Source organism: Kitasatospora sp. NPDC059146 (assembly GCF_042786665.1).
Taxonomy (GTDB): domain Bacteria; phylum Actinomycetota; class Actinomycetes; order Streptomycetales; family Streptomycetaceae; genus Kitasatospora.
Map to the genome: position 1 here is coordinate 1 of NZ_JBHZCY010000132.1, position 26,367 is coordinate 26,367.

23 protein-coding genes and 1 tRNA gene are annotated in these 26,367 nt (G+C 72.3%); 8 read left to right on the forward strand and 16 right to left on the reverse strand.

Annotation, left to right across the window (positions count from 1 at the left end; translation table 11 throughout):
• Positions 1–90: 90 nt before the first annotated feature.
• The 7 genes from ACFXPX_RS36205 to ACFXPX_RS36235 form a co-directional block, all read right to left on the reverse strand.
• Positions 91–723, reverse strand: a complete 633-nt coding sequence (locus tag ACFXPX_RS36205) for a toxin-antitoxin system HicB family antitoxin (RefSeq protein WP_380644579.1) — start codon at positions 721–723, stop codon at positions 91–93.
• A gap of 197 nt (positions 724–920) precedes the next feature.
• A complete protein-coding gene (locus ACFXPX_RS36210) occupies positions 921–1,985 on the reverse strand; it encodes an adenosine deaminase (RefSeq protein WP_380522580.1) in 1,065 nt (354 codons plus the stop codon).
• 94 nt (positions 1,986–2,079) lie between these two features.
• Positions 2,080–3,375 carry a DUF445 domain-containing protein gene (locus ACFXPX_RS36215; RefSeq protein ID WP_380522543.1) on the reverse strand — a complete coding sequence of 432 codons (1,296 nt, stop codon included), beginning with the start codon at positions 3,373–3,375 and terminating at the stop codon, positions 2,080–2,082.
• Positions 3,376–3,623: 248 nt separating this feature from the next.
• Positions 3,624–4,673, reverse strand: a complete 1,050-nt coding sequence (locus ACFXPX_RS36220; RefSeq protein WP_380644580.1) for a glycosyltransferase family 2 protein — start codon at positions 4,671–4,673, stop codon at positions 3,624–3,626.
• Positions 4,674–4,851: 178 nt separating this feature from the next.
• Positions 4,852–5,811, reverse strand: coding sequence for an ATP-binding cassette domain-containing protein (locus ACFXPX_RS36225; RefSeq protein ID WP_380593151.1), 960 nt, complete (start codon positions 5,809–5,811; stop codon positions 4,852–4,854).
• Positions 5,812–5,833: 22 nt separating this feature from the next.
• Entirely contained in the window at positions 5,834–6,661 is an 828-nt protein-coding gene (locus ACFXPX_RS36230; RefSeq protein WP_380644581.1) for an ABC transporter permease, read from the reverse strand.
• Complete coding sequence (locus ACFXPX_RS36235) at positions 6,654–7,505, reverse strand: ABC transporter permease (RefSeq protein WP_380644582.1); 852 nt, start codon at positions 7,503–7,505, stop codon at positions 6,654–6,656. The genes ACFXPX_RS36230 and ACFXPX_RS36235 overlap by 8 nt, the downstream gene beginning before the upstream one ends.
• A 281-nt stretch (positions 7,506–7,786) precedes the next feature.
• Between ACFXPX_RS36235 and ACFXPX_RS36240 the strand changes: the two genes are divergently transcribed.
• The gene (locus ACFXPX_RS36240) at positions 7,787–10,099 is read left to right on the forward strand and encodes a transglycosylase domain-containing protein (protein ID WP_380522539.1); all 2,313 of its coding nucleotides are present in this window, start codon (positions 7,787–7,789) and stop codon (positions 10,097–10,099) included.
• Positions 10,100–10,153: 54 nt separating this feature from the next.
• Here the strand turns inward: ACFXPX_RS36240 and ACFXPX_RS36245 are convergent, their stop codons facing one another.
• Both ACFXPX_RS36245 and ACFXPX_RS36250 read right to left on the reverse strand, forming a co-directional pair.
• Positions 10,154–11,323 (reverse strand): winged helix DNA-binding domain-containing protein, encoded by a 1,170-nt coding sequence (locus ACFXPX_RS36245; protein ID WP_380644583.1) that lies wholly within the window; start codon positions 11,321–11,323, stop codon positions 10,154–10,156.
• A 9-nt stretch (positions 11,324–11,332) separates the two neighbouring features.
• Positions 11,333–12,235, reverse strand: coding sequence for a LysR family transcriptional regulator (locus tag ACFXPX_RS36250; protein ID WP_380522538.1), 903 nt, complete (start codon positions 12,233–12,235; stop codon positions 11,333–11,335).
• Between the two features lie 137 nt (positions 12,236–12,372).
• Here ACFXPX_RS36250 and ACFXPX_RS36255 point away from each other — a divergent pair, with 137 nt between their 5' ends.
• Positions 12,373–13,092, forward strand: coding sequence for an SDR family oxidoreductase (locus ACFXPX_RS36255; protein ID WP_380593153.1), 720 nt, complete (start codon positions 12,373–12,375; stop codon positions 13,090–13,092).
• Positions 13,093–13,118: 26 nt separating this feature from the next.
• On the opposite strand, the gene ACFXPX_RS36260 is transcribed toward ACFXPX_RS36255, so the two are convergent.
• Positions 13,119–13,421, reverse strand: a complete 303-nt coding sequence (locus ACFXPX_RS36260; protein ID WP_380522579.1) for a GroES family chaperonin — start codon at positions 13,419–13,421, stop codon at positions 13,119–13,121.
• Between the two features lie 212 nt (positions 13,422–13,633).
• On the reverse strand, positions 13,634–13,975 hold the full coding sequence (locus ACFXPX_RS36265; protein ID WP_375883121.1) for a DUF3618 domain-containing protein: 342 nt from the start codon (positions 13,973–13,975) through the stop codon (positions 13,634–13,636).
• Between the two features lie 156 nt (positions 13,976–14,131).
• Between ACFXPX_RS36265 and bcp the strand changes: the two genes are divergently transcribed.
• Positions 14,132–14,605: a thioredoxin-dependent thiol peroxidase gene (gene bcp, locus ACFXPX_RS36270; RefSeq protein WP_375883119.1), complete on the forward strand. Its 474-nt coding sequence runs from the start codon at positions 14,132–14,134 to the stop codon at positions 14,603–14,605.
• A 113-nt stretch (positions 14,606–14,718) separates the two neighbouring features.
• On the opposite strand, the gene ACFXPX_RS36275 is transcribed toward bcp, so the two are convergent.
• Entirely contained in the window at positions 14,719–17,076 is a 2,358-nt protein-coding gene (locus tag ACFXPX_RS36275; protein ID WP_380593158.1) for a chitinase C-terminal domain-containing protein, read from the reverse strand.
• A gap of 450 nt (positions 17,077–17,526) precedes the next feature.
• Here ACFXPX_RS36275 and ACFXPX_RS36280 point away from each other — a divergent pair.
• Positions 17,527–17,610: transfer RNA gene (locus ACFXPX_RS36280), tRNA-Leu, on the forward strand.
• 70 nt (positions 17,611–17,680) lie between these two features.
• On the opposite strand, the gene rdgB is transcribed toward ACFXPX_RS36280, so the two are convergent.
• The 4 genes from rdgB to ACFXPX_RS36300 form a co-directional block, all read right to left on the reverse strand.
• Complete coding sequence (gene rdgB, locus ACFXPX_RS36285; RefSeq protein WP_380402746.1) at positions 17,681–18,286, reverse strand: RdgB/HAM1 family non-canonical purine NTP pyrophosphatase; 606 nt, start codon at positions 18,284–18,286, stop codon at positions 17,681–17,683.
• Between the two features lie 31 nt (positions 18,287–18,317).
• Positions 18,318–18,710, reverse strand: a complete 393-nt coding sequence (locus tag ACFXPX_RS36290; protein WP_375883113.1) for a hypothetical protein — start codon at positions 18,708–18,710, stop codon at positions 18,318–18,320.
• Between the two features lie 157 nt (positions 18,711–18,867).
• Positions 18,868–19,593 (reverse strand): ribonuclease PH, encoded by a 726-nt coding sequence (rph, locus tag ACFXPX_RS36295; RefSeq protein ID WP_375883110.1) that lies wholly within the window; start codon positions 19,591–19,593, stop codon positions 18,868–18,870.
• Positions 19,594–19,714: 121 nt separating this feature from the next.
• Positions 19,715–19,948 carry a glucose PTS transporter subunit EIIB gene (locus ACFXPX_RS36300; RefSeq protein WP_030060521.1) on the reverse strand — a complete coding sequence of 78 codons (234 nt, stop codon included), beginning with the start codon at positions 19,946–19,948 and terminating at the stop codon, positions 19,715–19,717.
• Between the two features lie 403 nt (positions 19,949–20,351).
• Here ACFXPX_RS36300 and ACFXPX_RS36305 point away from each other — a divergent pair, with 403 nt between their 5' ends.
• From ACFXPX_RS36305 to ACFXPX_RS36320, 4 genes are all read left to right on the forward strand, one after another.
• Positions 20,352–21,653 (forward strand): PTS transporter subunit EIIC, encoded by a 1,302-nt coding sequence (locus ACFXPX_RS36305; protein WP_380522536.1) that lies wholly within the window; start codon positions 20,352–20,354, stop codon positions 21,651–21,653.
• A 606-nt stretch (positions 21,654–22,259) separates the two neighbouring features.
• Positions 22,260–23,519, forward strand: a complete 1,260-nt coding sequence (locus ACFXPX_RS36310) for a PTS transporter subunit EIIC (protein ID WP_380644584.1) — start codon at positions 22,260–22,262, stop codon at positions 23,517–23,519.
• A 418-nt stretch (positions 23,520–23,937) separates the two neighbouring features.
• The gene (locus ACFXPX_RS36315) at positions 23,938–24,993 is read left to right on the forward strand and encodes an LLM class flavin-dependent oxidoreductase (protein ID WP_380593154.1); all 1,056 of its coding nucleotides are present in this window, start codon (positions 23,938–23,940) and stop codon (positions 24,991–24,993) included.
• The gene (locus tag ACFXPX_RS36320) at positions 24,990–26,276 is read left to right on the forward strand and encodes an LLM class flavin-dependent oxidoreductase (protein ID WP_380522533.1); all 1,287 of its coding nucleotides are present in this window, start codon (positions 24,990–24,992) and stop codon (positions 26,274–26,276) included. Before ACFXPX_RS36315 ends, ACFXPX_RS36320 begins: the two co-directional genes overlap by 4 nt.
• Positions 26,277–26,367 lie beyond the last annotated feature (91 nt).

Genomic DNA, 26,367 nt, shown 5'->3' on the forward strand with positions numbered 1-26,367 from the left:
AAGTACGTCCAGTACGAGGCCGACTCGGGCGCACGCCCAGCCGGGCGCCCAACGCCGCGCGCTGATCTGCCAAGATCCGCCGGACAGGCCCTAGTGGACCCAGCCGGTGAAGCCCTGGCCTCCGACGCCGCGGACGGCGCGGGACCCGAGCTCGGCGGCCGGGCGGGCGGCCCGGGCACCGCCGTCGACCGCTCCGGCGACGGCCCGGACCAGCCAGGCGTTGAGCGAGAGGCCCTCCTGCCCGGCGGCCTCCTCCGCCCTGGCCTTGAGGTGGGCGGGCAGGCGCAGGTTGATCCGGGCGGTGCCGCTGTCGTCCGACTCCGGCGTCACGGACGGGGGCACCGGCAGCGCGGGTGGCACTATCGGTGGCACCACGGGCGGCGCCACCGGTGGTACCACGGGCGGCAGCGCGCCCGACGCCGCGGGCGACAGCACGCTCGGCATCGCGGGCGGCACGTCGCCGTGGAAGCCGGCGGAACCGGGCGGCGCCGTCACCACGAACTCGGGGTCGAGGCCGCGCAGTCGCACGTCCACCGAGCCCGGGGCGAGGTCACGGGTGACTTCGCCCATGGCGGCGGAGAGGGCGTTGAGCAGGGTGAGCCGCACGGCCGACTCCAGCGGGAGCGTCAGCCGGTCGGCCAGCGCCCGCGCTTCGTCCCCACCGGTGGCGGCAGCCACCGCGAGCTCGTTCCGGAGGTTTTCGACGTACGGCGTGAGGTCCATGGCTAGAGCATGGCACAGCCGTGGTGCCATGTCGAGGCGTTTTTGGCACCACTTTGGCGCCACGTCCGGTGCCACCTCCGGCCACGCCCGGCACCACCCTCGGCACCATGTCCGTCGCCACCTCCGGCGCCGCACCTGCGGCACCACGCGAACCGCCCCGCCGACGACGTCGACGGGGCGGTTGACCTGCGGGAACGTCAGCGCTGCTGCTGCCAGCCCGCCAGGTAGGAGTCGATCTCGCCGGCCAGCCGCGCCTTGCCCGCCTGCTCCAGGAAGGAGGCCTCGACCGCGTTGCGGGCCAGCGCCGCCACCCCGGTCTCGTCCAGCCCCAGCAGCCGCGCCGCCACCGCGTACTCGGTGTTGAGGTCGGTGCCGAACATCGGCGGGTCGTCGCTGTTGACGGTGACCAGCAGCCCGGCGTCCACCATCCGCTTGATCGGGTGGTCCTCGATCCGCTCCACCGCCCGGGTGGCGATGTTGGAGGTCGGGCAGACCTCCAGCGGGATGCGGTGCTCGCCCAGGTGGTCGACCAGCGCCGGATCCTTCACCGCCTGGGTGCCGTGCCCGATGCGCTCGGCGCCGAGCTCGCGGATGGCGTCCCAGACCGTCTCCGGCCCGGTGGTCTCACCGGCGTGCGGGACGGAGCGCAGCCCGGCCGCCCGGGCCCGGTCGAAGTACGGCTTGAACTGGGGCCGCGGGACGCCGATCTCCGGGCCGCCCAGGCCGAAGCTGACCAGGCCCTCGGGGGCCAGGTCGGTGGCCAGCCGGGCGGTGATCTCGGCGGCCTCCAGGCCGGCCTCGCCCGGGATGTCGAAGCACCAGCGCAGCACCACGCCGAGGTCCTTCTCGGCGCGCAGCCGGGCGTCCTCGATCGCCTCCATGAAGGCCACGTCGGGGATGCCGCGCTTGACCGAGGAGTACGGCGTAAGGGTCAGCTCGGCGTAGCGGATGTTCTGCCGGGCCATGTCCTCGGCCACGCCGTAGGTGAGCGCCCGGACGTCCTCGGCGTCGCGGACGAGGTCCACCACGCTCAGGTAGACGTCGATGAAGTGCGCGAAGTCGGTGAAGGTGAAGTACTCGGCGAGCGCCGCCGGGTCCGTCGGCACCTTCGACTGCCCGGCGTAGCGGGAGGCCAGGTCCGCGACGATCCGCGGCGAGGCCGAGCCGACGTGGTGGACGTGCAGTTCCGCCTTGGGCATCCCGGCGATGAACGCCTCGATGCTCCGGTCGCCCGGCCCGGTCCTGCTGGGGTTGGGGCCGATCCGACTTCCGTCCGGCTGGACCACGGTGGTTCCCTCTTCTCTGCTTCTACGCGCGTACCGACTGGTGCTGGCAAGGATAGGCCCGGGCCCGGGATCACCCGCCGAGGGCCACCGCCACGGTGTGGATCAGCAGCCCGGCCAGGGCGCCCACCACCGTGCCGTTGATCCGGATGAACTGGAGGTCCCGCCCGACGTTGGCCTCGATCTTGCGCGAGGCCTCGTCGGCGTCCCAGCCCGCCACCGTCTCGGAGATCAGCGAGGTGATCTCGGTCCGGTAGGTGTCGACCAGGTACTGGGCGGCGTCCTGCAGCCAGCCGTCGACCTTGGCCTGGAGCTTGGCGTCGGTGGCCAGGCGCTCGCCGAAGCGGCGCACGCCGTCGCGGATGCGCCGGCGCAGTTCGCTGTCCTCGTCCTCGGCCGCCCCCATCACCAGGGTGCGCACGGCCGCCCAGGTGGAGTTGATCAGGTCCTGCACCTCGGGGCGCGCGAGCAGCTCGCCCTTGGCGCGCTCGACCCGGGCGATGGTCTCCGGGTCGTTCTGCAGCTCGGTGGCGAAGTCGGCGAGGAAGTTGTCGATCGCGCCGCGGGCCGGGTGCTCGGGGTCGTCCCGGATGTCGGTGACGAAGCGCAGCAGCTCCTTGTAGACCCGCTCGCCGACCTGGTGGTCGAGGAACTTCGGGGTCCAGCCCGGGGTCTTCTGGGTGACCTTGCGGACCACGTCCTCGTGGTTGTCGGTCAGCCAGCCGTGCGCCCGGACGGCGACCAGGTCCACCACCCCGTGGTGGCCGCCGTCCGCGACCACCTTGCCCAGCATCCGACCCATCGGCTCGGCCACCGAGGTCGCGGCGGCCCGCCTGGTCACCGCCTCGGCGACCACCGCCCGCACGTCGTCGTCGCGCAGCACCGCGAGCAGCCCGCGGAGCGCCGCCGAGGCCTCCTTGGTGACCCGCTCGGCGCTCCCCGGTGCGGCCAGCCACTCCCCCAGCCGGCGGCCGACGCCGAGCGCGGCCAGCCGGCCGCGCACCACGTGGCCGGCCAGGAAGTTGTCGCCGACGAACTCGCCGAGCGAGCGCCCGAAGGCGTCCTTCTTGGTCGGGATGATCGCGGTGTGCGGGATCGGCAGGCCGAAGGGGCGGCGGAACAGCGCCGTCACGGCGAACCAGTCGGCCAGCGCGCCGACCATGCCGGCCTCGGCGGCGGCCGCCACGTACCCGGCCCAGGGGCCGGCACCGGCCGCCTTCGCCCAGGTCGCCAGGGCGAAGACCAGGGTCGCGAAGGCCAGCAGGCCGGTCGCGATGGTCTTCATCCGGCGGACGCCGTGTCTCTTCTGCTCGTCGGCCGCGGTGAACCGGACCCCGGGGCCGGTCCCGCTGAAGGCTTCGTCACTCACCCCGCCAGTCTGCCCGCTGACCGGCGCGGACGGGGGCGTGCCCCGCGATCACACGCCCCCGGAACCGAAGCGCACCAGGGCCGGGCCGCCTCCGACCCGCCGCACGCCCCGCCCAGCACGCCCCCGAACCGCTCACGCCCCGCCCCGTACGCCCCCGAACCGGCCGCCTCCAGCGGCCACGCAGACGTCCGGACCGCCGACGTCCGAACCGCGATCGTCCAGGCCCACGTCCAGGCCCGCATCGGGGCTCACCCCCGCCCTCCGTTCACCGAGTTGGCGAGCCGACGCCACACCGGGTGGCGCCGCAGCCCGCGCCGCAGCTGCTCCGGGACGACGCCGCGCCACAGCTGCTGGGCGAGGTTGAGCGGCGGGACGTCCACCGGCAGCGGCTCCTCGCCCAGCAGGAACAGCCCGTCGGGCAGGCCGAGCCGGGCGTCCCGGAACGCCGGGTACCCCGCGTAGCGCCGCCGGCCGACCGCCACCACCGGCGGGTCGCCGTGCGCGGCCTCGTAGCGGATCTGGTCGCGCAGTGCCCCCGGCCGTACGGCGGCGGCGAGTTCGAGCCGCAGCCGGGCGGTGACCGGCAGCCGGTCGTACACCGCGCGGGCGCCGAAGCACTCGATCATCCGGCCGACCTCGGCGCACACCCGCCGTTGCAGCCCGTCGTCCAGCAGCAGGAAGCCGTCCTGGAGCAACCGGGGCACGTCCCAGGCGAAGCTGCGCACCCGAATGGCGTCCAACTCCTCCCCGGGATCCGCGAGTTCGGCGGCCACCTGCTGGAGGGCGGTGATCCCGCGCAGCCGGTCGAGCACCGAGGCCCGCTCGGTGGCGTTGCCCCGGTCCTCGCGCAGCACCAGGACGTAGTGGTCGTAGTCGGCGGGGACGGAGACCCGGACGGCCCGCAGGCAGGCCTCCAGGGTGAACGGCCGGTCCGAGAGGACCACGTCCGAGCCCCAGGCGTCGGCGGCCGCGACCAGCCGCTCCAGCGCCTCCTCGCCGAGCCGGTCGTCGGCGCCGAGGAAGAGCACGTACCGCCCCCGGGCCAGGTCCGCGCCGCGGTCGGTGGGGCCCGCCGGACCACCCGGGTCGGGCTGGTGGACCACCCGGAACACCCCGGGGTGCCGGGCCGCGTACTCGTCCAACAGCACCTCGCCGCCGTCCGTGGAGCCGTCGTCGACGACCACCACCTCCAGCCGCCCCGGCTCCAGGAACTGCCCGACCAGCGAGTCCAGGCACGCGGCGAGGTACGGCACGGTGTCGTGGACCGCGACCACCACGGTCACGTCGGGTACGGTCATCGGGCGGCGGGCCTCCGGGGCAGCGGCGGTTCGCCGGCGCGCTGACCGGCGGCGATGCACGGTCCAACTCGGCCGCCCGCCGGGGAGTCACCTGCCCTCCCCGGACGGGTGACGCGCACCGAACGCCCGCCCGAACCGTCAATCCCCGACCCGGACCGCTCCCCGGGACGCCCCGCCCTCAGCCGATCGCCACCTCCGCGTACATCCGCGCGATCACGTCCTCGATGGCCGGCTCCCGCACCGAGAGGTCCACCAGCGGGTACCGCGCCGCGACCGCCGCCACGATCGGCGCCGCGCTCTCCTGCGCCGGGAAGGCCAGCCACTGGCGCGGCCCCTCGACCTTCACCACCCGCGCCCCGGCCACCTCGATCGCCGGCCGGGCCTCGGCCAGGTCGACCACCAGGGTCCGCTCGCTGCGCCCGGCGGCGTGCAGCCCGTCCAGCCCGCCGTCGTGGACGACCCGGCCGTGGTCGATCACCATCACCCGGCCGCAGAGCTGCTCGATGTCGGTGAGGTCGTGGGTGGTGAGCAGCACGGTGGTGCCGCGGTCCCGGTTGACCTCGCGCAGGAACTCCCGCACCCGGCCCTTGCTGACCACGTCCAGGCCGATGGTCGGCTCGTCCAGGTAGAGCACCCGGGGGTCGTGCAGCAGGGCCGCCGCGAGGTCGCCACGCATCCGCTGGCCGAGCGAGAGCTGCCGTACGGGGGTGTCCAACAGGCCGCCCAGGTCGAGGAGTTCGACGCAGCGGCCGAGGTTCTCGCGGTACCGCGGGTCGGGGATCCGGTAGATCCGGCGGGCGAGTTCGAAGGAGTCGCGCAGCGGGAGGTCCCACCACAGGGTGGTGCGCTGCCCGAAGACGACGCCGATCCGGCGGGCCAGCGTGACCCGTTCGCGGGCCGGGTCGACCCCGGCGACGCGCAGCCGGCCGGAGCTGGGGACGAGGATGCCGGTGAGCATCTTGATGGTGGTCGACTTCCCGGCGCCGTTGGGCCCGATGTAGCCGACGCACTCGCCGGCCTCGACGGTGAAGCTGAGGCCGTCGACCGCACGCACCTCGCGCTTGACCCGGCTGAACCGGCCGGTGCGGGCCCGCACGGTGAAGGTGCGGTGGACGTCCTGGAGTTCGATCAGTGCCACGGGGGTCCTTTCGGTACGGGGGTCAGCTGCCGGTGCCGCGGTAGGCGCGCAGTCCGGCCCGCCAGGCCAGCCCGGCGGCGGCGACGCAGAGCGCGGCGGCGACCGGGGAGGCGTACTGGAAGGCGGTGGGCAGCCCGAGCGGGTCGGGCCGGTCGAGGATGCGCAGGGTGGGCAGCCAGTTGACGAAGGCCAGCGGGACGCCGAAGACCGCCCCGGCCACCAGTTCCTTGGCGAAGACCGTCGGCGGGTAGTGCAGCAGGGTCGCGCCGCCGTAGGTGAAGGAGTTCTGGATCTCCTTGGACTCGCCCCACCAGAACTGGACGGTGGCGCCGCCGACGTAGATCGCGCCGAAGATGACGCTGCCGCACACCAGCAGGACGGGCACCAGCAGCACCCGGTCCCAGGTCCAGTGCACGTCCAGGGCGGTCAGGGACCAGCCGAGCACGATCACGGCCTGGAGCGGGCGGCCGAGCCGGCGCAGGGTGAACCGCTCGGCGCACAGCTGGGAGAGCGCGGGCGCGGGGCGGACCAGCATGGTGTCCAGCGAACCGTTCATGATCCGTACGCCGAGGCCGTCGGCCGAGCCGACCAGCAGGTTGGCGATGCCGAGCGAGAAGGTCGCGGTGGCGTAGAGGAAGGCGATCTCCGGCAGGTGCCAGCCGCCGAGCTGGTCGGTGTGCCGGAACATGATCACCAGCACGACGAAGTCGAGCGAGTGGGTGACCAGGCTGGCCAGCAGGTTGAGCAGGAAGGAGGCCCGGTAGGCCATCATCGAGCGCATCCACATCCGGGCGCAGATCCACCAGGAGCGGACCGCCCAGGACGTCCGGGAGAGGAACGGCTCAGCCACCCTGCACCACCACCCGGCGGGTCGCCAGCCACTGCGCGCCCCGGCCCGCGGCCAGCAGCGCGGCCGCCCAGCCGAGCTGGAAGCCGAGCGCCCGGAGCAGCCCGGTGCCGCCCGCCCGCTCCAGGAAGACGTCGGTCGGCACCTTGACCAGGGCCGCCCAGGGCAGCACCCGGGCCAGGTCGCCGAGCCAGCCGGGGAAGAGCACGATCGGCAGCAGCATCCCGGAGAAGAACATCGAGACCACCAGGCTCACCGCGCGCACCCCCTCCGAGTCGTGCAGCCAGAAGCCGGTGATCGAGACCAGGAACCGCACGCCGAAGCTGACCAGCAGCGCGAGCAGCACCGAGAGCAGGAAGAACACCCAGGTCAGCGGCCGCTCGGGCATCCGGGTGCGGAACACCAGGGCGCCGAACAGCATCGGCACGGTGCCGCGGACCAGCGCCTGGAAGCCGGCCCGGCCGAGGTCGGTGGCCAGCCACCAGCCCTGGAAGTCGACCGGACGGTAGAGGTCGACGGCGATGTCCCCGCTGCGGAAGCGGTCCTGGATCTCGTCCTGGAAGCCCCCGCCCCAGACCGCGACGGTGACCAGCAGGCCCTGGCTGACCCAGATGTAGGTGACGGCCTGGCCCTGGTCGTAGCCGCCGAGGTTGGGGCGGGCCTGCCAGAGGGCGAGGAAGGAGGAGGCCAGGATGACCCCGAAGACGGTGTTGGTGAAGGTCCCGGCCAGGGTGGCGGCCCGGTAGGTGGAGTAGCGGCGGAAGGCGCCGCGGGCGACGGCGGCGTACAGCCCGAGGGCGGTGCCGGTATCGGGAGGCCTCGCCTCCGCGGTGGAAGCTCCGTGCATATTGTCTCCTTATCGACATTTGCGGGCGCAGACGGGCGCCGCGCGACGTCGGCGCACACCCCAGCGGCCCCGACCGACCGCCCCCGGGGGTACCGGGCCGGACGTGCGGAGCTGACGAAGTGGACGCGCTATGCGATTTGCACCTTTCACCGTACCGCCGGCCCCCACGGCCCGCACCCGGATTTCCGACGCACCCCGGGGCGCGCGCACCGCCACGCGCAACCACGCAGTTCAGACCCCCGCCGCCGCTGAACCCACGTCAAATAGCAGATAATCCCGCCATGACGTTGAGCACCCGCCGCCAGGCCAAACGGGCCGCCCGCCGCGAAGCCCGCCGCGCCCTCCCCCTCTGGCGCCGGCTCCTGCCCACCTGGCGGATCACCCTCGGCACCCTCACCGCGCTGCTGCTGCTCGCCGTCGGCGCCTTCGCCGTGCTCTACGTCATCGTCCCGGTGCCCGACCCCAACGCCCACGCCACCGCCCAGAACAACATCTACCTCTACGCCGACGGCACCACCGAGATCGCCCGCACCGGAGCCGTCAACCGCACCGACGTCACCATCGAGCAGATCCCCCTGCCGACCCAGCAGGCCGTCGTCTCCGCCGAGGACCGCACCTTCTACCAGAACCGCGGCATCGACCTGAGGGGCATGGCCCGGGCCGGCTGGAACACCCTGCTCGGCAAGGGCATGCAGGGCGGCTCCACCATCACCCAGCAGTACGTCAAGAACTACTACCTGACCCAGGACCAGACCTTCGAACGCAAGGGCCGCGAGCTCTTCATCGCCCTCAAGGTCGACCAGCAGCGCAGCAAGAACGAGATCCTCGCCGGCTACCTCAACAGCAGCTACTTCGGCCGCGGCGCCTACGGCATCCAGAGCGCCGCCCACGCCTACTACGGCGTCGACGTCTCCCAACTCACCCTCGGCCAGGGCGCCTACCTCGCCTCCCTGCTCCAGGCCCCCAGCCTCTACGACGTCCGGACCGCCACCCCCGCCAACCGCGAGAAGGCCCTCGCCCGCTGGAACTACGCCCTCGACGGCATGGTCCAACTCGGCTTCCTCACCAGCGCCGACCGCACCGCCACCACCTTCCCCGAACCCATCGACCCCCAGCCCGCCACCGGACTCGCCGGCCAGGCCGGCTACCTGGTCGGCGTCGCCGACGACTACCTCATCTCCTCCGGCACCATCGACGCCGCCACCCTCAAGGCCGGCGGCTGGCGGATCACCACCACCTTCGACAAGCCCCGCCAGGACGCCTTCGTCAAGGCCGTCCAGTCCGAGCTCACCAGCGAACTCGACCCCAAGGCCCGCCCCGCCACCGACACCGACGTCCGGGTCGCCGGCGCCTCCGTCGAACCCGCCACCGGCCGCGTCGTCGCCGTCTACGGCGGCCCCGACTACGCCAAGCAGCCCTTCAACGACGCCCTGCGCCAGGACAACCAGATCGGCTCCACCTTCAAACCCGTCGACCTCGCCGCCGGCCTGATCGCCCAGCACTCCGTCGACGGCCGCCCGATCACCACCGAGACCCGCTACGACGGCACCAGCGAACGCCCCGTCACCGGCGGCCCCACCCCGTACGCCCCGCCCAACGAGGACGACGTCGACTACGGCAACATCACCCTGCGCTACGCCATGGTCAAGTCCGTCAACTCCGTCTACGCCCAGGAGGGCGTCGACGCCGGACTCGGCCGCGTCCGGGACACCGCCGTCAAACTCGGCATCCCCGACAGCGTCCGCGGCATGGACCCGGCCAACACCTCGATGACCCTCGGCACCGCCACCCCCAGCGCCCTCGACCTGGCCGGCGCCTACGCCACCCTCGCCAACCACGGCCAGGCGCACACCCCCTGGTCCGTCCAGAAACTCGAACGGGTCAACCCCGGCGGCGCCATCGACGTCCCCAAGATGCCCGACCACAAGGCCACCGACGCCGTCGGCCGCACCGTCGCCGACTCCGTCACCGACGTCCTGCGCGACGTCGTCAGCCCCCGCGGCACCGGCGCCGCCGCCCTCGACCTGGGCCGCCCCGCCGCCGGCAAGACCGGCACCACCGACGCCAACCTCTCCGCCTGGTTCGCCGGCTACACCCCCGAACTCACCACCACCGTCGGCCTGTTCCGCGAGAACCCGAAGACCCACGCCAAGGAGCCGCTGGCCGGCACCGCGGGCCTCACCCGGGTCAACGGCGGCGCCTTCCCCACCCGGATCTGGACCGACTACATGACCGCCGCCCTGAACGGCACCCCCACCCAGCAGTTCGACCTGCAGACCGGCCGCGGCGACCAGGGGCCCGACACCTGGACCCCCACCGCCGTGCCCAGCACCAGCACCTCCCCCACCAGCACCCCCAGCACCGCCCCCACCGGCGCGCCCGCACCCACCGCCCCCAGCCACGCCCCCAGCGCCCCCGCCGCCACCGAGCAGCCCGGCCCCGACGCCCCCAGCCCGCAGAACCCCCAGCCCACCCCCAGCCAGGAACAGCCCACCCCCAGCACCCGGCCCACCCCGACCCGGCCCGCCCGCCCCAGCAACCCGCCCACCGCCACCACCGGGCCCACCGGAACGGCCACCGCCCCGGCCCAGTGAGCGACCGGGCGACACCGCGCCCCGCCCCCGCCAGGGCCCGCCTTCGAACGCCCGCTACGCCACCAACTCCCGCTCCAGCGGCGTACGGAAGCGCGGCGTCACCCGCACCTCCCCCAGCCACCCCGCCAACCGCCCCGCCTCCGCCGCGACCGCCCGCTCCGCCTCCGCCCCCACGTCCCGGAACAGCCGCCACACCACCTCACCGTCCGCCCGCTGCGCCCAGCCGCCGACCACCTCGCCGCACCACCACACCGTCGGCCCCGCGTTCCCCGCCCGGTCGAACAGCGCCGGCACGTCCCCCGGCCGCAGGTACCAGTCCCGCCCCCGCCACCCCATCACCGCCGGATCCAGCGCCGGCAACAGCGCCGCCCACGGCTCCGGGGCCGCCACCGGCCCCTCGTCCCCCGGCAGCACCACGGCCGCCGCACCGCCCGCCAGCGCCACCGCCCGCGCGTCCACGTCCGCCAGCGCCCGCCGGACGTCCCCCAGCGTCCAGCCCGTCCACCACTTCACGTCCTCGACCGCGGCCGGCCCGTACGCCGCCAGCCAGCGCCGCACCACCTCCGCCTTCGCCTCCCGCACCGGCACGTCCGGCCACTGCGGCACCAGCGCCCACGGATAGCTGCTGCTCAACCAGGACCCGCGCGGACGGCACCGGCGCACGTGCCCGTCCGAGGCCAGCAGCCGCAGCAGCCGACTGCCCACGCTCTGCTTCGCCTCGTACGCCTTGCCCGCCGACATCAGCATCGTCTCCCGCAACTGCGGGACGTCGTCGCCGAGTTCCTTGGTCGTCGCCTCGCCGCGCACGGCCAGCGCGGCCAGCACCGCACGCTCCGCCTCCGCCAGCCGGGCCTCGTCCCAGCCCTCGGCGTGATCGCGCAGGTGCTTGAGCAGCCCCGCCCGCTCCTTCGCCGCGATCGCCCGCGCCGCCCCCGAACTCACGTACGGGGCCAGGCCCTCCGTCACCGCGAAGATCGTCCGCCGCATCGACAGCAGCTTCACCAGCGAGACGTCCTCGTACAGCGCCCGGTCCACCTCCGCCACCGAGGGCTCCGCCAGCCGCGCGCACGCGGACAGGTACACCGTCGCCGCGTCCGTGGCGTGCAGCCCGACCACCGCGTCCGCCACGTCCTCCACCCGCGCCGCCCGCACCGACGGCGCCAACAACTGCCGCCGCCCCAACCGGGCCCGCCGCTCCACCTCACCGATCACCGGGACGCTCATGCCCGGACCCTAGCGGCTGCCACCGACAGAACCGAGGTGCTCCGCCGCGGACCCGGCCAACTCCGCGAACTCCGCGAGCAGCGGCGACGTCCGCCCCGCCGCCCAGGCCACGCACACCCGGTGCGGCGCGAGGTCCGACACCGGCACGTGCACCACGTCCGCACGGGTGTAGAAGGCGGCCATCGACAACGGCAGCACCACCATCCCCTCCCCCGCCGCCACGTACTCCAGCTTCTCCTCCACCGTGTCCACCCGCGGCCGCGACCGCTCCGGCCGCCGCCCGGACACCCCCGGCAGATCCCGCCACTCCGGCACGAAGTCCGGATCCTGCAGCAGCAGCTCACCACCCAACTCGGCCATCACGACCGACACTTCACCCGCCAACCGGTGCCCCGCCGGCAACACCGCCACCCGCGGCTCGGCGAACAGCGGACGCAGCACCAGACCCTGCCGGTCCACCGGCAACCGCACGCAGGAGACGTCCACCCGGCCGTCCAGCACCATCCGCGCCTGATCGGCCCAGGAGGTCCGCACCACCTCCACCGCCAGCCCCGGATGCCGCCCGCGCAGCCCCCGCACCGCCGCCGTCACCGCCACCCCCGGCATGAACCCCACCACGAACCGCGCCGGACCCTCCCCCGACCCCTCCCCCGACCGCCCCACCCGGCGCCGCAACGCCTCCGCCGCCGCCAGCAACGGCGGCGCGTCCTCCAACAACTGCCGCCCCGCGTCCGTCAGTTCGGTCGACCGCCGGTCACGCCGGAACAACTGCGCACCGAACTCCGCCTCCAACGACCGGATCTGCCGCGACAGCACCGGCTGCGCGATGTGCAACTCCACCGCCGCCCGACCGAAGTGCAACTCCCTTGCCACCGCGACGAAATACCGCAGCTTCCGCAGATCGACGTCCACCGCCACCGCCACCCCGCTCACCACTCCCCGCTGATACCCCGAGGGTATGACAGCCGACCGAACAGGTCTTGGACGCCACCACCCCGCCCGGAGCACCATCGACCCAAGCCCCCCGCCCCACCACGAAAGGCACGACCATGCCCCTCAAGGAACAGCACGTCGTCGTCCTCGGCGGCACCTCCGGCATCGGCCTCGCCACCGCCGCCCTCGCCGCCGAACGCGGCGCCCGCGTCACCGTCGTCTCCAGCCGGCCCGACAGCGCCCACCGCGCCCTCGCCACCCTGCCCACCGGCACCGCCGCCGAGACCGCCGACCTCACCGACACCCACCAGGTCAGCGCCCTCTTCGACCGCCTCGGCCCGCTCGACCACCTGGTCTACACCGCAGGCGACCCGCTGGCCCTGATGACCGTCGACGCCATGGACCTCGACGCCGCCCGCGCCCTCTTCACCCTGCGCTACTTCGGCGCCCTCGACGCCGTCCGCGCCGCCACCCCGCAGCTGCGCCCCGGCGGCTCGATCACCCTCACCTCCGGCACCGCCGGCCTGCGCCCGGTGCCGGGCTGGAGCGTCCCCGCGAGCATCTGCGGCGCGGTCGAAGCCCTCGTCCGGGCGCTGGCCGTGGAACTCGCCCCGATCCGGGTCAACGCCGTCCGGGCCGGGATGATCCGCACCCCGCTCTGGTCCGGCCTCCCCGAGACCGACCGCGAGCAGCTGTACGCCCGGACCGCCGCCGCCCTCCCCCTCCGCCGGATCGGCGACCCCGAGGACACCGCCGAGGCCTACGCGTACCTGATGGAACAGCGCTTCGCCACCGGCACCGTCCTCACCGTCGACGGCGGCGGCCTGCTCGCGTAGGGCACCCGGCCAGCAGGGCGGCCCGATCAGAGGTACAGCCCGGTCGACCCCTCCGTGTCCCCGAAGCGCGACGCCGCCACCGCGTGCAGGTCCCGCTCGCGCAGCAGCACGTAGGTGGCGCCGCGGACCTCCACCTCCAGCTTGTCCTCCGGGTCGTACAGCACGCGGTCGCCGGGCTCCACCGCGCGCACGCTCTGACCCACCGCCACCGCCTCCGCCCAGGTGCAGCGCTTGGACAGCTCCGCGGTCGCCGGGATCAGGATGCCGCCGGTCGAGCGGCGCTCGCCCTCGCTGCCCTCGATGCGCACCAGCACGCGGTCGTGCAGCATCCGGATCGGCAGCTTCTCGCCCAGCCGGTCGTGCCGCACCTCGTCGTGCCCGTGGTCGGAATGGGTCGGTTCGTCGTTCGTACTCACGGTCCCGAAGGTACCGCCCCCGGGCGTGGCGCGTGACGCTGGCCCGGCATGCGGAAGGGCCGGGCCGCCCATCGGCGTCCCGGCCCCTCCGGACGTCCTGCCCGATCCGGTGCCCGGCCCTCTGCTCAGTCCTCGCGGCGCTTGCGCGAGGAGGACAGCAGCACCACCAGGCCGAGGCCGACCAGCGCGACCGGGACGATCCGCTCCTTGCGCGGCTGCCCCTTCTCGTCCACGAACTGCGCCTTGACCTTCTCCACCAGGCCGTTCGCGGCCACGTACGCCCGGGCCGTCTTCTCCTCGACGGTGGCCATCGCCTTCGCCTTGACCTGCGCGGAGATGGTGCTCGGGTGGATCCGCACGGCCAGCTCGTCCAGGTTCGACGCCAGCCGGTCACGGGTGCGCTCGATGTCCGCCTCGATCTGCGCAGCCGTCCGCGCCGGCTTGTCCTGCGTGCTCGCGTCGCCCACTCGGGCCACCCCATTCACTTGCCGATGTAGTCCTGTCGTCCTCTGCGACCAACCCAGTTTGTCAGCTGCCACGCACGGGCGCGCGGCCCCACCCACCAACGGAGGTAAGTTTGCCGTGGTACGACCGTCCGTCCCAGCCTCCAGGAGAGTACGACCGTGACTGAGCGTCTCCAGCCCGGCGACACCGCACCCGCATTCAGCCTGTCCGACGCCGACGGCAACCAGGTCTCGCTCGCCGACCACCTGGGCCGCAAGGTCATCGTCTACTTCTACCCGAAGGCGCTCACCCCCGGCTGCACCAAGCAGGCCTGCGACTTCACCGACAACCTGGCGGTCCTCTCGGGCGCCGGCTACGACGTCATCGGCATCTCCCCGGACCAGCCGGAGAAGCTCGGCCAGTTCCGCGAGAAGGAGGACCTCAAGGTCACCCTGCTCTCCGACCCGGACAACAAGGTCCTGGAGGCCTACGCCGCCTACGGCGAGAAGCAGAACTACGGCCGCACCTACCAGGGCGTGATCCGCTCCACGATCGTCGTGGACGAGCAGGGCAAGGTCGAGCGCGCCCTCTACAACGTCAAGGCCACCGGCCACGTCGCCAAGCTGCTGCGCGACCTCAAGGTCGAGGCCTGAGCCTCCCGCACGAGAACGAAGCGGTGGCGGCCCACCCCCCGACCGGGTGTGCCGCCACCGCCGTTCCTCACCTCGGGTGACTGCCGTCAGCCGTCAGCCGTGAGCCGTCGGGCTCAGCAGGCCCCGAGGTCGTTCCAGACGCCCCAGGCGCCACTGGCGGAGGGGTCGTCGCCCTTGGTCCACCACTTGTTCTGGTAGTAGTGGCCCTTCCAGGACACCTTGGTCGGCGTCGCGTAGGTGGTGCCCGCATCCCAGCCCGGGGCGGCCGTGCAGGCGCCGGAGGTCGGGGTCGCGGTCGGGGTCGGCGTACCGGTGGGCGTGCCCGTCGGGGTCCCGGTCGGGGTCGGCGTCGGAGTCGGCGTGGCCGTCCCGGTCGGCGTCGGGGTCGGGGTCGGGGTCGGCGTGCCGCCGTCCACCGCGCCCCGGGTCAGGTCGCCCTTGATCCCGTACAGCGTGCCGCCCACGTTGACCGTCCAGTTCGACGGCGTGGACACCGGCAGGTAGTAGACGAAGTCGATGTCCACCGAGGCGCCCGGCGCCAGCGACTGCCAGCCCGGCAGCTTGACCGACACCCGGTTGTAGGTGCCCTTCAACCCGCCGACGTTGCCCGGGCCCGGGTTGTCCTGCCTGATCACCTGGAGCCCGAAGCCGGACTGGTCCTTGGCGTTGCCCGGCGCCGAGTTGCTGTAGTCGAACTGGAACTCGGTGCCGCCCGGCAGGGTCACCGTCGAGTTGTTGACGATGTGCAGCTTCGGGTTGATCGGGTAGTTGGAGTCGCCCAGCGCGAAGTTGGTGAACGACACGTCGATCGGCAGGGTCTGCTGCGGCAGCGCCACCGTCGAGCGGAGCGCACCGTACGGGCTCGCCGCCTTGAACTTGTCGTACATCAGCGAGGTCAGCGTCGAACCGGGCACGTACTCGCCCTTGCCGCCGTTGGCGGTGGCGTCCCAGCGGTAGTCGCCCGCGAGCTCCCAGATCATCGTGCCGCCGGCGCCCTGGTTGACGATGTAGTCCGCCTTGGCGCCCACCGACTGCTCGTCCTCGGTGGACAGGAACACCTTCTTGGTGTCGTTCCACAGCCACGGCGCCACCAGCGAGGAGCTGTAGTTGCGGGTGTAGCTGCCCTGGAGGGCGGTGTCGGTCACGCCGTACTTGGCCAGGTAGTCGGGCAGGATGCCCTTCTCCAGGTTCTTCGCGTGCCACATCGGGTTCGACCCGGCCGGGGACTCCTTGCCCGCGTCGTCCTTGTCGTTCCAGATGTTGTCGATGCCGACCGCGCCGTCACCGCAGGAGGTCAGGCCCGAACCGGCCGGGCAACTGGTCGCGGAGGCGGTGCCCCAGAGGCCGTTGGTGCCGCCCTGGACGTTCTTGAAGCCGCGGGTGTAGTACGGCAGGCCGACGTTGATCCGGCCGGCCGGCATCGCGCCGCGGAAGTAGTGGTACGACCAGTCCGCGTTCAGGTAGCCGATGCCGCCGTACTGGCCGGTGCCGTACACGTTGGCGGCGGCCAACTCGCCGTCCTTGCCGTCGTCGTAGAGCGAGGCGTTCGGGCCGACGTACTTGTTCCAGGCGCCGTGCAGGTCGTACGACATGATGTTGACGTAGTCCAGGTACTGGGCGACCTGGAAGGTCTCCATGCCGCGCAGCAGGTACCCGGAGGACGGCGCCGCGACCGACAGCAGGTAGTGCTTGCCGTCGGCGGCACCCGCCTTGTCCAGGTTCTCCCGCAGGGACTTCATCAGCGCCGCGTAGCCCTTGGCCAGCGAACCGCGCTTGGCGTTGGCGAGCTGCCAGTCCAGCGGGTTGCCGGCGTCCTTCATCGAGGTCGGGTACTCGTAGTCGATGTCGACGCCGTTGAAGCCGTACTTACGGATGAAGTCGACGGAGGAGGCGGCGAAGGTGTCGATCCCGGCCTGGTTGACGCTGCCGTCCGGGTTCACCGTCATCGAGTAGAAGCCGCCGGAGTTCACCCGCTTGCCGTCGTCCCCGAAGTAGCCGCCGGTCTCGGTCCAACCGCCGACCGAGATCAGGGTCTTGACGTTCGGGTACTGCTTCTTGAACTTCGTCAGCAGGTTGAAGTGGCCCTTGTACGGCAGCGTCGGGTCCAGCTCCGCCCCCGGCACCCCCGGGAAGGAGATCCCGGTGGCCTCGTTGGTCGGGCCGTCCGTGCCGACCGACAGCTTGTTGTCGCCGCCGACGTGCCCGAAGGCGTAGTTGAGGTGGGTGACCTTGTCCCAGGGGATGTCGCTCACCAGGTAGGGCTGGTCGCCGTTCTTGCCGGTGCGCCAGCCGGTGAAGTACCCGATGATGCGGCGCTGGTGGTCCGCGCCCATCTTCTCGCGCCCGCTCGTGTCGTAGACCGAGCAGTACGGGACGTCCACTCCGGGCGTCTGGTACAGCCCGTCCGGCCGACAGGCCGCGTTGTCGACGGCCGCCGACGCCTGCGAGGGCGCCGCACCCAGCGTCGCCATCAACAGCCCCGCCAGCGAGACTGCCGCCAACGACGCCACGCCCGCCCGGGCACTCTTGCGGCGGATCACAGCGGTGGGACGCCGCTCCGCCGTACTACGGATCAACACTCGGTCCTCCAGGAGAGAGTGTCGGCGCGTACCTGTGGGGGAGCACGCACGTGGGGGATTCCAATTGGCGCAGAAGCTATGTGGTCTGAACCACATAGGTCAATAGGTCTGTACCAATTGGTAATCAACAACCAAACATCACAGGTCGGAACCCCTCGACAAACCGGTCACCCCTGGCCGAAACCCGCCCGGTCGGGAGTCCGGCCCACCACCCGCCACCCATCCTGCCCGAACTGCCACCCCATCGGCAGCGGCGACCGTCCGCGGCGGCGCCACGAGCCCGCGGCGCCACCGCGAATCGCGGTGTTGCCACCGGAGCCGAAGCTCTAGACTGAGAGCCTTGCGGCCTTGGCGTAACCGGCAGCCGCGCGGGTTTTAGGTGCCCGTGGGAGAAATCTCGTGAGGGTTCGAGTCCCTCAGGCCGCACTAGCCTAAGAATCGAAGGCCTGCCCCGGATCATCCCGGGGCGGGCCTTCGGTGTTCAGCGGACGGTGCGTCAGCCGATGAGGTCCTTGACCACCGGGGCGAGGCCGCGGAAGGCCTTCCCGCGGTGGCTGATGGCGTTCTTCTCGTCCGCCGTCAGTTCCGCGCAGGTGCGGGTCTCGCCGAGGGGCTGGAGGATCGGGTCGTAGCCGAAGCCGCCGTCGCCCGCCGGGGTGGTGCGCAGGGTGCCGAGGAGGCGGCCCTCGACGACGCGCTCGGTGCCGTCGGGCAGGGCGAGGGCGGCGGCGCAGAAGAAGTGGGCGCCGCGGTGGGGTTCGGCGATGTCGGAGAGCTGGGCGAGCAGCAGGTTCAGGTTGGCGAGGTCGTCGCCGTGCTTGCCGGCCCAGCGGGCGGAGAAGATGCCGGGCGCGCCGTTGAGGACGTCCACGCAGAGGCCGGAGTCGTCGGCGACGGCGGGCAGTCCGGTGGCGCGGGCGAGGGCGTGGGCCTTGAGGAGGGCGTTCTCGGCGAAGGTGACGCCGGTCTCGGGGACGTCCGGGATCTCGGGGTAGGCGTCGGCGCCGACGAGTTCGACGTCCAGGCCGGCGTCGGCGAGGATGGCGCGCAGCTCGGCGACCTTGTGCTGGTTGCGGGTGGCGAGGATCAGGCGGGTGGACATATCGCCCACCCTATCGAGATCCGGCGGAGGGTCAGCCGGTGCAGACCGAGGTGAGGTTGCCGGCCGCGTCGCCGAGCGGCTTGAGGTCGGGGGCCTGGTTCCGGTCGACGGCCTGCTGGACCTTGTCGGCCTGCGTCTTGAGGTCGGTGACGGCCTTGGCGACGTCGGTGTTCTTGGAGTTCTTGCCGATCTGGTCGAGGTCGCCCTTGAGCTTCTGGAGCGCCTTGCCGGCGGCGGCCGAGTCGTTGCTGGAGTTGTCGTAGGCCTTGGTGAGGTCGGCGAGGTCGCCGGTGACCTTGACGGCGGTGTTGCCGCAGTCGATGGCCTTCTGGGCGGCGGAGCAACTCACCATGCTGAGCGGGAGGATCGCGATCAGTGCGGCCACGGCGAGGGCGGCGGGGCGGGCGATGCTCGACGAGGCCATCCGGTCCTCCTGGGGCGCGGGTTCCGTGGGGAGGACTCGCGCGGACGGGGCGCGGTTCCCGCAGCGGGGTGCTGCGGGAACCGTACGGGCTGCGGGCCGCGCGTGTACAGCGGGCCGGGCCCGGTTCAGCCCGAAGAGTTCTGCCCCGGGGGGTGGTTCAGCCTTCGAGGGCCTTGCGCTGGATCTGGTCGAGTTCGGCGCAGCCGAGGGTGCCGAGGTCGAGCAGCCGGTCGAGCAGGGCGCGGTCGAAGGGGGCGCCTTCGGCGGTGCCCTGGACCTCGACGAAGCGGCCGTCGGAGGTGCAGACGATGTTCATGTCGGTCTCGGCGCGGACGTCCTCCTCGTACTGGAGGTCGAGCATGGGGACGCCGTCGATGATGCCGACGCTGACGGCGCTGACGCCGCCGGTGATGGGCTGTCCCTTGGCGCGCAGGAGCTTGCGGTCGCGGGCCCAGGAGACGGCGTCGACGAGGGCGACGTAGGCGCCGGTGATGGCGGCGGTGCGGGTGCCGCCGTCGGCCTGGAGGACGTCGCAGTCGAGGACGATGGTGTTCTCGGCGAGGGCGCGGTGGTCGATGACGGCGCGCAGCGAGCGGCCGATGAGCCGGCTGATCTCGTGGGTGCGGCCGCCGATGCGGCCCTTGACGGATTCGCGGTCGCCGCGGGTGTTGGTGGCGCGCGGGAGCATGGAGTACTCGGCGGTGACCCAGCCTTCGCCGCTGCCCTTGCGCCAGCGCGGGACGCCCTCGGTGACGCTGGCGGTGCACAGCACCTTGGTGTCGCCGTAGGAGACGAGGACGGAGCCTTCGGCGTGCTTGCTCCAGCCCCGTTCGATGGTGATGGGGCGGAGCTGGTCGGGGGTGCGGCCGTCGATACGTGACATAGCCACTGAGCGTAGCCGTTCCGATCGCCGGTTCCGGATGTGCCTCGGCCCGCCGTCCCCCTGAGCGGGTCGGCGGGCCGTGGGTGGTGGAGCGGTGGTGTGCGAGCCCGGGTGGCTCAGCTCACATCATGTCCTCGATGTCGGCGGCGATCGGGTCGGCGTCGGTGCCGATGACGACCTGGATCGCGGTGCCCATCTTGACGACGCCGTGGGCGCCGGCGGCCTTGAGGGCGGCCTCGTCGACGAGGGAGGCGTCCTTGACCTCGGTGCGCAGGCGGGTGATGCAGCCTTCGACCTCTTCGATGTTGTCGATGCCGCCGAGACCGGCGACGATCTTCTCAGCCTTGCTGGCCATGTGGTTTCTCCCTCTGTCTCGGCCTTCGGCGGCTCTGCCGGGTGCCGTCCTGCGCTGTGCTGGGGTTCGGTCCTCGACCGTCGGGTGGTGAGGTCCGTGCCGGTGGCTGACGCGGGTTCAGCTGGGGCCGCGCTGCCGGGCAGCGCGACCAGCATGACCCGAGCAGGTCCGGTCTGCCACGTTAGTCCACTTTTGGCCCATTCCGGCGCGCAGGCTCCGGGCCGCCACCCGAGGATGACGATCAGCGGGGCTCGCGTCCCGGCGTCCGGCCTGCGTCCCAAAGTGGTCTACACCAATATATGTGTACTCCGATGAACGCAGGAAGGACCCCGGGTGTTCCTGACCCCCGCCCGAGGGTCCCGCAGGGGCCCACCGGTCGGCAACCGCGCTCGGAGGGCGAAGGATGAGTTCGGCAGGCGCCACGGCCCCGCAGAACCTGTGGTGGCACACCTTCTACGGCGGCCTCCAGAAGATGGGCCGCTCCCTCCAGCTCCCGGTCGCGGTGCTGCCCGCGGCGGGCATCCTCAACCGGCTCGGCCAGCCGGACGTGTTCGGCAAGGACGGACTGGGCTGGAACAACGTCGCCAAGGTCTTCGCGGCGGCCGGCGGCGCGCTGCTCGACTCCTCGCTCGGCCTGCCGCTGCTGTTCTGCATCGGCGTGGCGATCGGCATGGCCAAGAAGGCGGACGGTTCGACGGCGCTGGCGGCCGTGGTCGGCTTCCTCGTCTACTACAAGGTGCTGCACGCGTTCCCGGAGCACTGCAAGGCCGGGACGGTCCAGATCCCCGACGCGTGGACCGCCCAGTGCGTCGACTACGGCTCGGCCAAGGTGGCGGCCGCGACGTACCAGAACCCGGGGGTGCTGGGCGGCATCCTGATCGGCCTGATGTCGGCCTGGCTGTGGGTCCGGTTCCACCGCGTCAGACTGGTCGACTGGCTGGGCTTCTTCAACGGCCGCCGCCTCGTTCCGATGATCACCGCCGTGGTCGGCCTGGCCACCGCCTGCGTCGCCCTGTGGGTCTGGCCCCCGATCGGCCGCGGCCTCAACGACTTCTCGCAGAACCTCGCCGATCTCGGCGCGGGCGGCGCGGGCATCTTCGGCCTGTTCAACCGCGCGCTGCTGCTGATCGGTATGCACCAGCTGCTGAACACCTTCGTCTGGTTCCAGTTCGGCGAGTTCACGAAGGCCGACGGCAGCATCGTGCACGGCGACATCCCGCGTTTCCTCGCGGGGGACCCGACGGCGGGGCAGTTCCAGTCCGGATTCTTCCCGATCATGATGTTCGCGCTGCCCGCCGCGGCACTCGCGATCGCGCACTCGGCCAAGCCGCACCGCCGCAAGGAGATCTACGGCCTGATGCTCTCGGTCGGCCTGACCTCCTTCGTCACCGGCGTCACCGAGCCGATCGAGTACTCCTTCGCCTACATCGCCCCGGCCCTGTACGGCCTGCACGCGCTGCTGACCGGCGCCTCGATGGCGGTCACCTGGGGACTGGGGGTGCACGACGGCTTCAGCTTCTCGGCCGGCCTGATCGACTACGTGATCAACTGGGGGCTCGCCACCAAACCGTGGCTGATCATCGTCATCGGGCTCTGCTTCGCCGCGGTGTACTACGCGCTCTTCCGGTTCATCATCGTCAGATTCGATCTGAAAACACCGGGGCGCGAGGACGAGGACGAGGTCGAGGACGTCACCAAGGCCTGATTCCCCGACCGTACGGAACGAATTCCCGGAGAACCTCCGGCAAAGGCCCTCGGACCCACCGGCCCGGGGGCCTTCGGCATTTCACCGAAGGACGGAATTCCCTACCCGGGAGTCACCGAAAGGGTAATTCGGTCGCGATCCGGCCGGCCGGACGGCCGTCGGGACGGGTGCCGACAGCGGTCAGAACGGGTGCCGGCGGCGGTCGGGACGGGTGCCGACCGCCGTCGGAGGGCGCCCCACCGGGCACGTCCGCGACCCTCCGGTCACTCTCGGCAGCCGTCGCGCACGCCCGGGAGCGGCCGGATCGCCCGGACCCGGCCCCGACGGTGGCCGCCGGACCCGCCACGACCCGGGCGCCGCAAGGGCCCGGCGCTTTTTGTTGCGCAAATAGCCAAAATCACAATCGCGACTGAAATCATGATCAACGCTCCGGATCCAGGTTTCGATTTCATAGCGCTTCTCGACAACCCCGCTATCCGGGCTTCCCCGAGTTCTCCACCCGTGCTACAAAACTGGTCTACACCACGTGTGGTGTAGACCAGTTCGCGGTTCGGCCCCCGTGCCTTCCCCCCGACCGACCCGCCATGCCGTTAGGAACCCACCCCCATGAGTCAGTCTGCGCAGGCACCGGCGCCCGCCAAGGCTCCGGCGCCGATCAAGAAGTTCGGCAATGCCGTCCTCCCCGGTCTCCAGAAGGTCGGTCGCAGCCTCCAGCTGCCGATCGCCGTGCTGCCGGCGGCCGGTCTGCTGGCGCGTCTGGGCCAGCCCGACGTCCATGAGAAGTGGCACTTCCCCGCGAAGCTCGTCGAGGTCTTCGGCGCTGCGGGTACCGCCATCACCGGTGCGCTGCCGCTGCTGTTCTGCGTCGGCATCGCGATCGGCTACGCCAAGAAGGCGGACGGCTCCACGGCGCTGGCGGCGCTGGTCGGTTACCTCGCGTTCAAGAACGTGCTGACCGCCTTCCCGGCGGACGGCACCGTCACCGCCGCCCTCCCCGCGGGCAAGCCGCAGGACCCGGGCGTCCTCGGCGGCATCGTGGTCGGTCTGCTCGCGGCCATCCTGTGGCAGCGGTTCCACCGCACCAAGCTGGTCGACTGGCTGGGCTTCTTCAACGGCCGCCGCCTCGTCCCGATCATCATGGCCTTCGTCGGCACCGGCCTGGGCGTCCTGTTCGGCCTCGGCTGGCAGCCCGTCGGCGACGCGATCTCGCACGTCAACAACAGCCTGGTGGGTGCGGGCGCGGTCGGCGCCGGCATCTTCGGCCTGGTCAACCGCGCGCTGATCCCGATCGGCATGCACCAGTTCGTCAACACCTACGCCTGGTTCCAGACCGGTGACTTCACCAAGCCGGACGGCACCGTCGTGCACGGCGACATCAACCGCTTCCTGGCGGGCGACCCGACGGCCGGCCAGTTCCAGGCGGGCTTCTTCCCGATCATGATGTTCGCGCTGCCCGCCGCCGCCCTCGCGATCGCCCACTGCGCCCGCCCCGAGCGCCGCAAGGCCGTCATGGGCATGATGATCTCGATCGCGCTGACCAGCTTCGTCACCGGCGTGACCGAGCCGATCGAGTTCACCTTCCTCTTCATCGCCCCGGTCCTGTACGCGATCCACGCGGTGCTGACCGCCGTCTCGATGGCCGTCACCTGGGGCCTCGGCGTCCACCACGGATTCAGCTTCTCGGCCGGTCTGATCGACTACACGATCAACTTCAGCCTGGCCAAGAACCCGCTGCTGATCATCCCGATCGGCCTGGTCTTCGCGGCGATCTACTACTTCACGTTCCGCTTCGCGATCACCAAGTTCAACCTCAAGACCCCCGGTCGCGAGGACGACAGCGAGATCGAGGACGTGACCAAGGCCTGACGCCGGTCCCGCCCGTTCCGAAGGCCCCGCCCCACCGCCGCTCCCCCGGCGGCCGGGCGGGGCCTTCGGCGTTCCCGGGAGGTTCCACCGTGCGGAAACGGCGGTTGACGAACCGCCGGAGGCCCTGGTCAACTGAACCGGTGAACGCCTCGTGCCCGCTGGTGACCCGCAGCCACATCGACTTCGGTCGCGTGTGGTCGGCGGCGTGTCGCGGCTGAGCCGATCCTTCGCCCCGCCGCCGCCCGGCTGAGTCCCCGCCCGGCGCCGGCCGCCCTCCTCCCCCGCCCGTCGCGGGCCTCCGCCTGCCCACGGGCCGTCACCGCGCAACCGCGCCGCGCGTGACCGCACCCCCGCACCAGTACGGGGCCGCTGTCCATGCACGGCCGCGCACCTCCGCACGAGGAAAGCCAGGCTCGCCATGCCCCGCCAGTTGCACCTCTCCGCCGCCATCGACAGTCCCGGCCACTTCGACGCCGCCCACTACGCCGGCCTCGCCCTCCTCGCCGAGCGCGCCGGCCTGGACTTCGTCACCCTCGACGACTCCTTCGCCCCCGAGCCGCGCCGCCCCGACGCGCTCGCCACCCTCGCCCGGATCGCCCCGCTGACCTCGCGGATCGGCCTGGTCCCGACCGTCACCACCACCCACACCGAGCCCTTCCACACCTCCATCTCGCTCAACACCCTGGACTGGGTGAGCGCGGGCCGGGCCGGCTGGCTGGTCGGCGTCTCCGGCACCGAGGCCGAGACCAGGGCCTTCGGCCGCCGCCCGGTCGCCCCCGAGGACGAGCTGTGGGCCGAGGCAGCCGACGCCGCCGAGGTCGCCGCCCGGCTCTGGGACAGCTGGGAGGACGACGCGGAGATCCGCGACACCGCCACCGGCCGGTTCGTCGACCGCGACAAGCTGCACTACATCGACTTCGAGGGCCGCCACTTCTCGGTCCGCGGCCCCTCCATCACCCCGCGCCCGCCGCAGGGCCGCCCGGTGGTCGTGGTGCCGGTGTCCGCCGCCGACCTCGTCCCGGACGCCACCCCCGGCGGGCGGGCCCGGGTCGCCACCGCGATCCGGTACGCCGACGTCGTCGTCCTGGACGCCCCCGACCGGGCCGCCCGGCTGACCGCCGCCACCGAACTGCGGCTGCGCTCCGGCGAACAGCTGCGCATCCTCGCCCGGCTCGACGCCGCCCTGCCCGACCGGGCCGCCGAGCAGCGGCTGCTCGCCGAACTCAGCTCCACCGGCACCGGCGTGGACGGCTTCCACCTCGTCCCCGCCGAGCCCGCGCGCGACCTGGCCGCCCTCGCCGAGCGGACCGCCCCGGCCCTGCGCGCCACCGGGCTGCTGCGCGCCGGCCACTCCGGCCGCACCCTGCGCGACCACCTCGGACTGCCCCGCCCGGCCAGCCGCTACGCCGCCGCCGCGGCCGCGGCGAGCGTCCCCACCACCGACTCCCCCGCCCTCGCCGAGGTGACCCGATGACGGACCGTCCGCTCAAGCAGATCCACCTCGCCGCCCACTTCCCCGGCGTCAACAACACCACGGTGTGGAGCGACCCGGCCTCCGGCAGCCACATCGAGTTCGACTCCTTCCGCCACCTCGCGCAGACCGCCGAACGCGGCAAGTTCGACTTCTTCTTCCTCGCCGAGGGCCTGCGACTGCGCGAGACCAACGGCCGCATCCACGACCTGGACGTGGTCGGCCGCCCCGAGTCGATCACCGTGCTGAACGCCCTGGCCGCCGTCACCGAACGGATCGGCCTGGCGGCCACGGTGAACGCCACCTTCAACGAGCCGTACGAACTCGCCCGCCGCTTCGCCTCCCTGGACCACCTCTCCGGCGGCCGGGCGGCCTGGAACGTGGTCACCTCCTCGGACGCCTTCACCGGGGAGAACTTCCGCCGCGGCGGCTACCTGGACCGGGCCGACCGCTACACCCGGGCCGCCGAATCCGTCGAACTGGCAAGGGAGTTCTGGGACACCGGGGCCGCCGGGGTGCGGCACTCCGGGCCGCAGTTCGAGGTCGAGGGCCGACTCTCCCTGCCCCGCCCGCCGCAGGGCCACCCGGTGGTCATCCAGGCCGGGGACTCCGACGAGGGCCGCGAGTTCGCCGCGTCCGCCGCCGACGTCATCTTCAGCCGCCACTCCACCCTCGCCGACGGCCAGGCCTTCCACCAGGACGTCAAACGGCGACTGGCCGCCTACGGCCGCAAGCCGGACGAGTTGAAGATCCTGCCCGCGGCCACTTTCGTCCTCGGCGACACCGACGCCGACGCGGCCGAGCGCGCCGCCGAGGTCCGCCGGGCCCAGGTCGGGCCGCAGACCACGATCAACTACCTGGAGCAGGTCTGGGGCGTCGACCTGTCCGACCACGACCCGGACGGGCCGCTGCCGGACGTCGACCCCGACCCGGACAGCGCGCTGGTCCAGGGCCGGGTCCGGATCCCGGACCCGGTGGGCACCGCCGCACGCTGGCGGGCGCTGGCCGCGGAGAAGAACCTGACCAGCCGTGAACTGGTCATCGAGGTGACCGGCCGGCAGTCCTTCATCGGCTCCCCCGCCACCGTCGCCGGGCAGATCGACCACTTCGTGCAGAACGACGCGGCCGACGGATACATCCTCGTCCCGCACCTCACCCCGGGCGGCCTGGACGAGTTCGTCGACCGGGTCGTCCCGCTGCTCCAGGAACGCGGGGTGTTCCGCACCGACTACACCGGCCCGACCCTGCGCGACCACCTCGGCCTGCCGGTACCCGGCCGACGCTAGTGTCCTGAGTCTGGAATTTCATTCATAAATATAGACTGATCCTATGGTGCGGACGGGTCGACCAAAGGTCGAGTTGGTGTTGTCGGACGAC

What these genes read in the sequence shown, in the direction of transcription:
- ACFXPX_RS36205 (WP_380644579.1), bottom strand. Translation starts at nt 723, where the DNA reads ATGGACCTCACGCCGTACGTCGAAAACCTCCGGAACGAGCTCGCGGTG.
- ACFXPX_RS36220 (WP_380644580.1), bottom strand. Translation starts at nt 4,673, where the DNA reads ATGACCGTACCCGACGTGACCGTGGTGGTCGCGGTCCACGACACCGTG.
- ACFXPX_RS36235 (WP_380644582.1), bottom strand. Translation starts at nt 7,505, where the DNA reads ATGCACGGAGCTTCCACCGCGGAGGCGAGGCCTCCCGATACCGGCACC.
- ACFXPX_RS36240 (WP_380522539.1), top strand. Translation starts at nt 7,787, where the DNA reads ATGACGTTGAGCACCCGCCGCCAGGCCAAACGGGCCGCCCGCCGCGAA.
- ACFXPX_RS36245 (WP_380644583.1), bottom strand. Translation starts at nt 11,323, where the DNA reads ATGAGCGTCCCGGTGATCGGTGAGGTGGAGCGGCGGGCCCGGTTGGGG.
- ACFXPX_RS36255 (WP_380593153.1), top strand. Translation starts at nt 12,373, where the DNA reads ATGCCCCTCAAGGAACAGCACGTCGTCGTCCTCGGCGGCACCTCCGGC.
- ACFXPX_RS36260 (WP_380522579.1), bottom strand. Translation starts at nt 13,421, where the DNA reads ATGCTGCACGACCGCGTGCTGGTGCGCATCGAGGGCAGCGAGGGCGAG.
- ACFXPX_RS36275 (WP_380593158.1), bottom strand. Translation starts at nt 17,076, where the DNA reads ATGGCGACGCTGGGTGCGGCGCCCTCGCAGGCGTCGGCGGCCGTCGAC.
- rdgB (WP_380402746.1), bottom strand. Translation starts at nt 18,286, where the DNA reads ATGTCCACCCGCCTGATCCTCGCCACCCGCAACCAGCACAAGGTCGCC.
- ACFXPX_RS36290 (WP_375883113.1), bottom strand. Translation starts at nt 18,710, where the DNA reads ATGGCCTCGTCGAGCATCGCCCGCCCCGCCGCCCTCGCCGTGGCCGCA.
- rph (WP_375883110.1), bottom strand. Translation starts at nt 19,593, where the DNA reads ATGTCACGTATCGACGGCCGCACCCCCGACCAGCTCCGCCCCATCACC.
- ACFXPX_RS36300 (WP_030060521.1), bottom strand. Translation starts at nt 19,948, where the DNA reads ATGGCCAGCAAGGCTGAGAAGATCGTCGCCGGTCTCGGCGGCATCGAC.
- ACFXPX_RS36305 (WP_380522536.1), top strand. Translation starts at nt 20,352, where the DNA reads ATGAGTTCGGCAGGCGCCACGGCCCCGCAGAACCTGTGGTGGCACACC.
- ACFXPX_RS36310 (WP_380644584.1), top strand. Translation starts at nt 22,260, where the DNA reads ATGAGTCAGTCTGCGCAGGCACCGGCGCCCGCCAAGGCTCCGGCGCCG.
- ACFXPX_RS36315 (WP_380593154.1), top strand. Translation starts at nt 23,938, where the DNA reads ATGCCCCGCCAGTTGCACCTCTCCGCCGCCATCGACAGTCCCGGCCAC.
- ACFXPX_RS36320 (WP_380522533.1), top strand. Translation starts at nt 24,990, where the DNA reads ATGACGGACCGTCCGCTCAAGCAGATCCACCTCGCCGCCCACTTCCCC.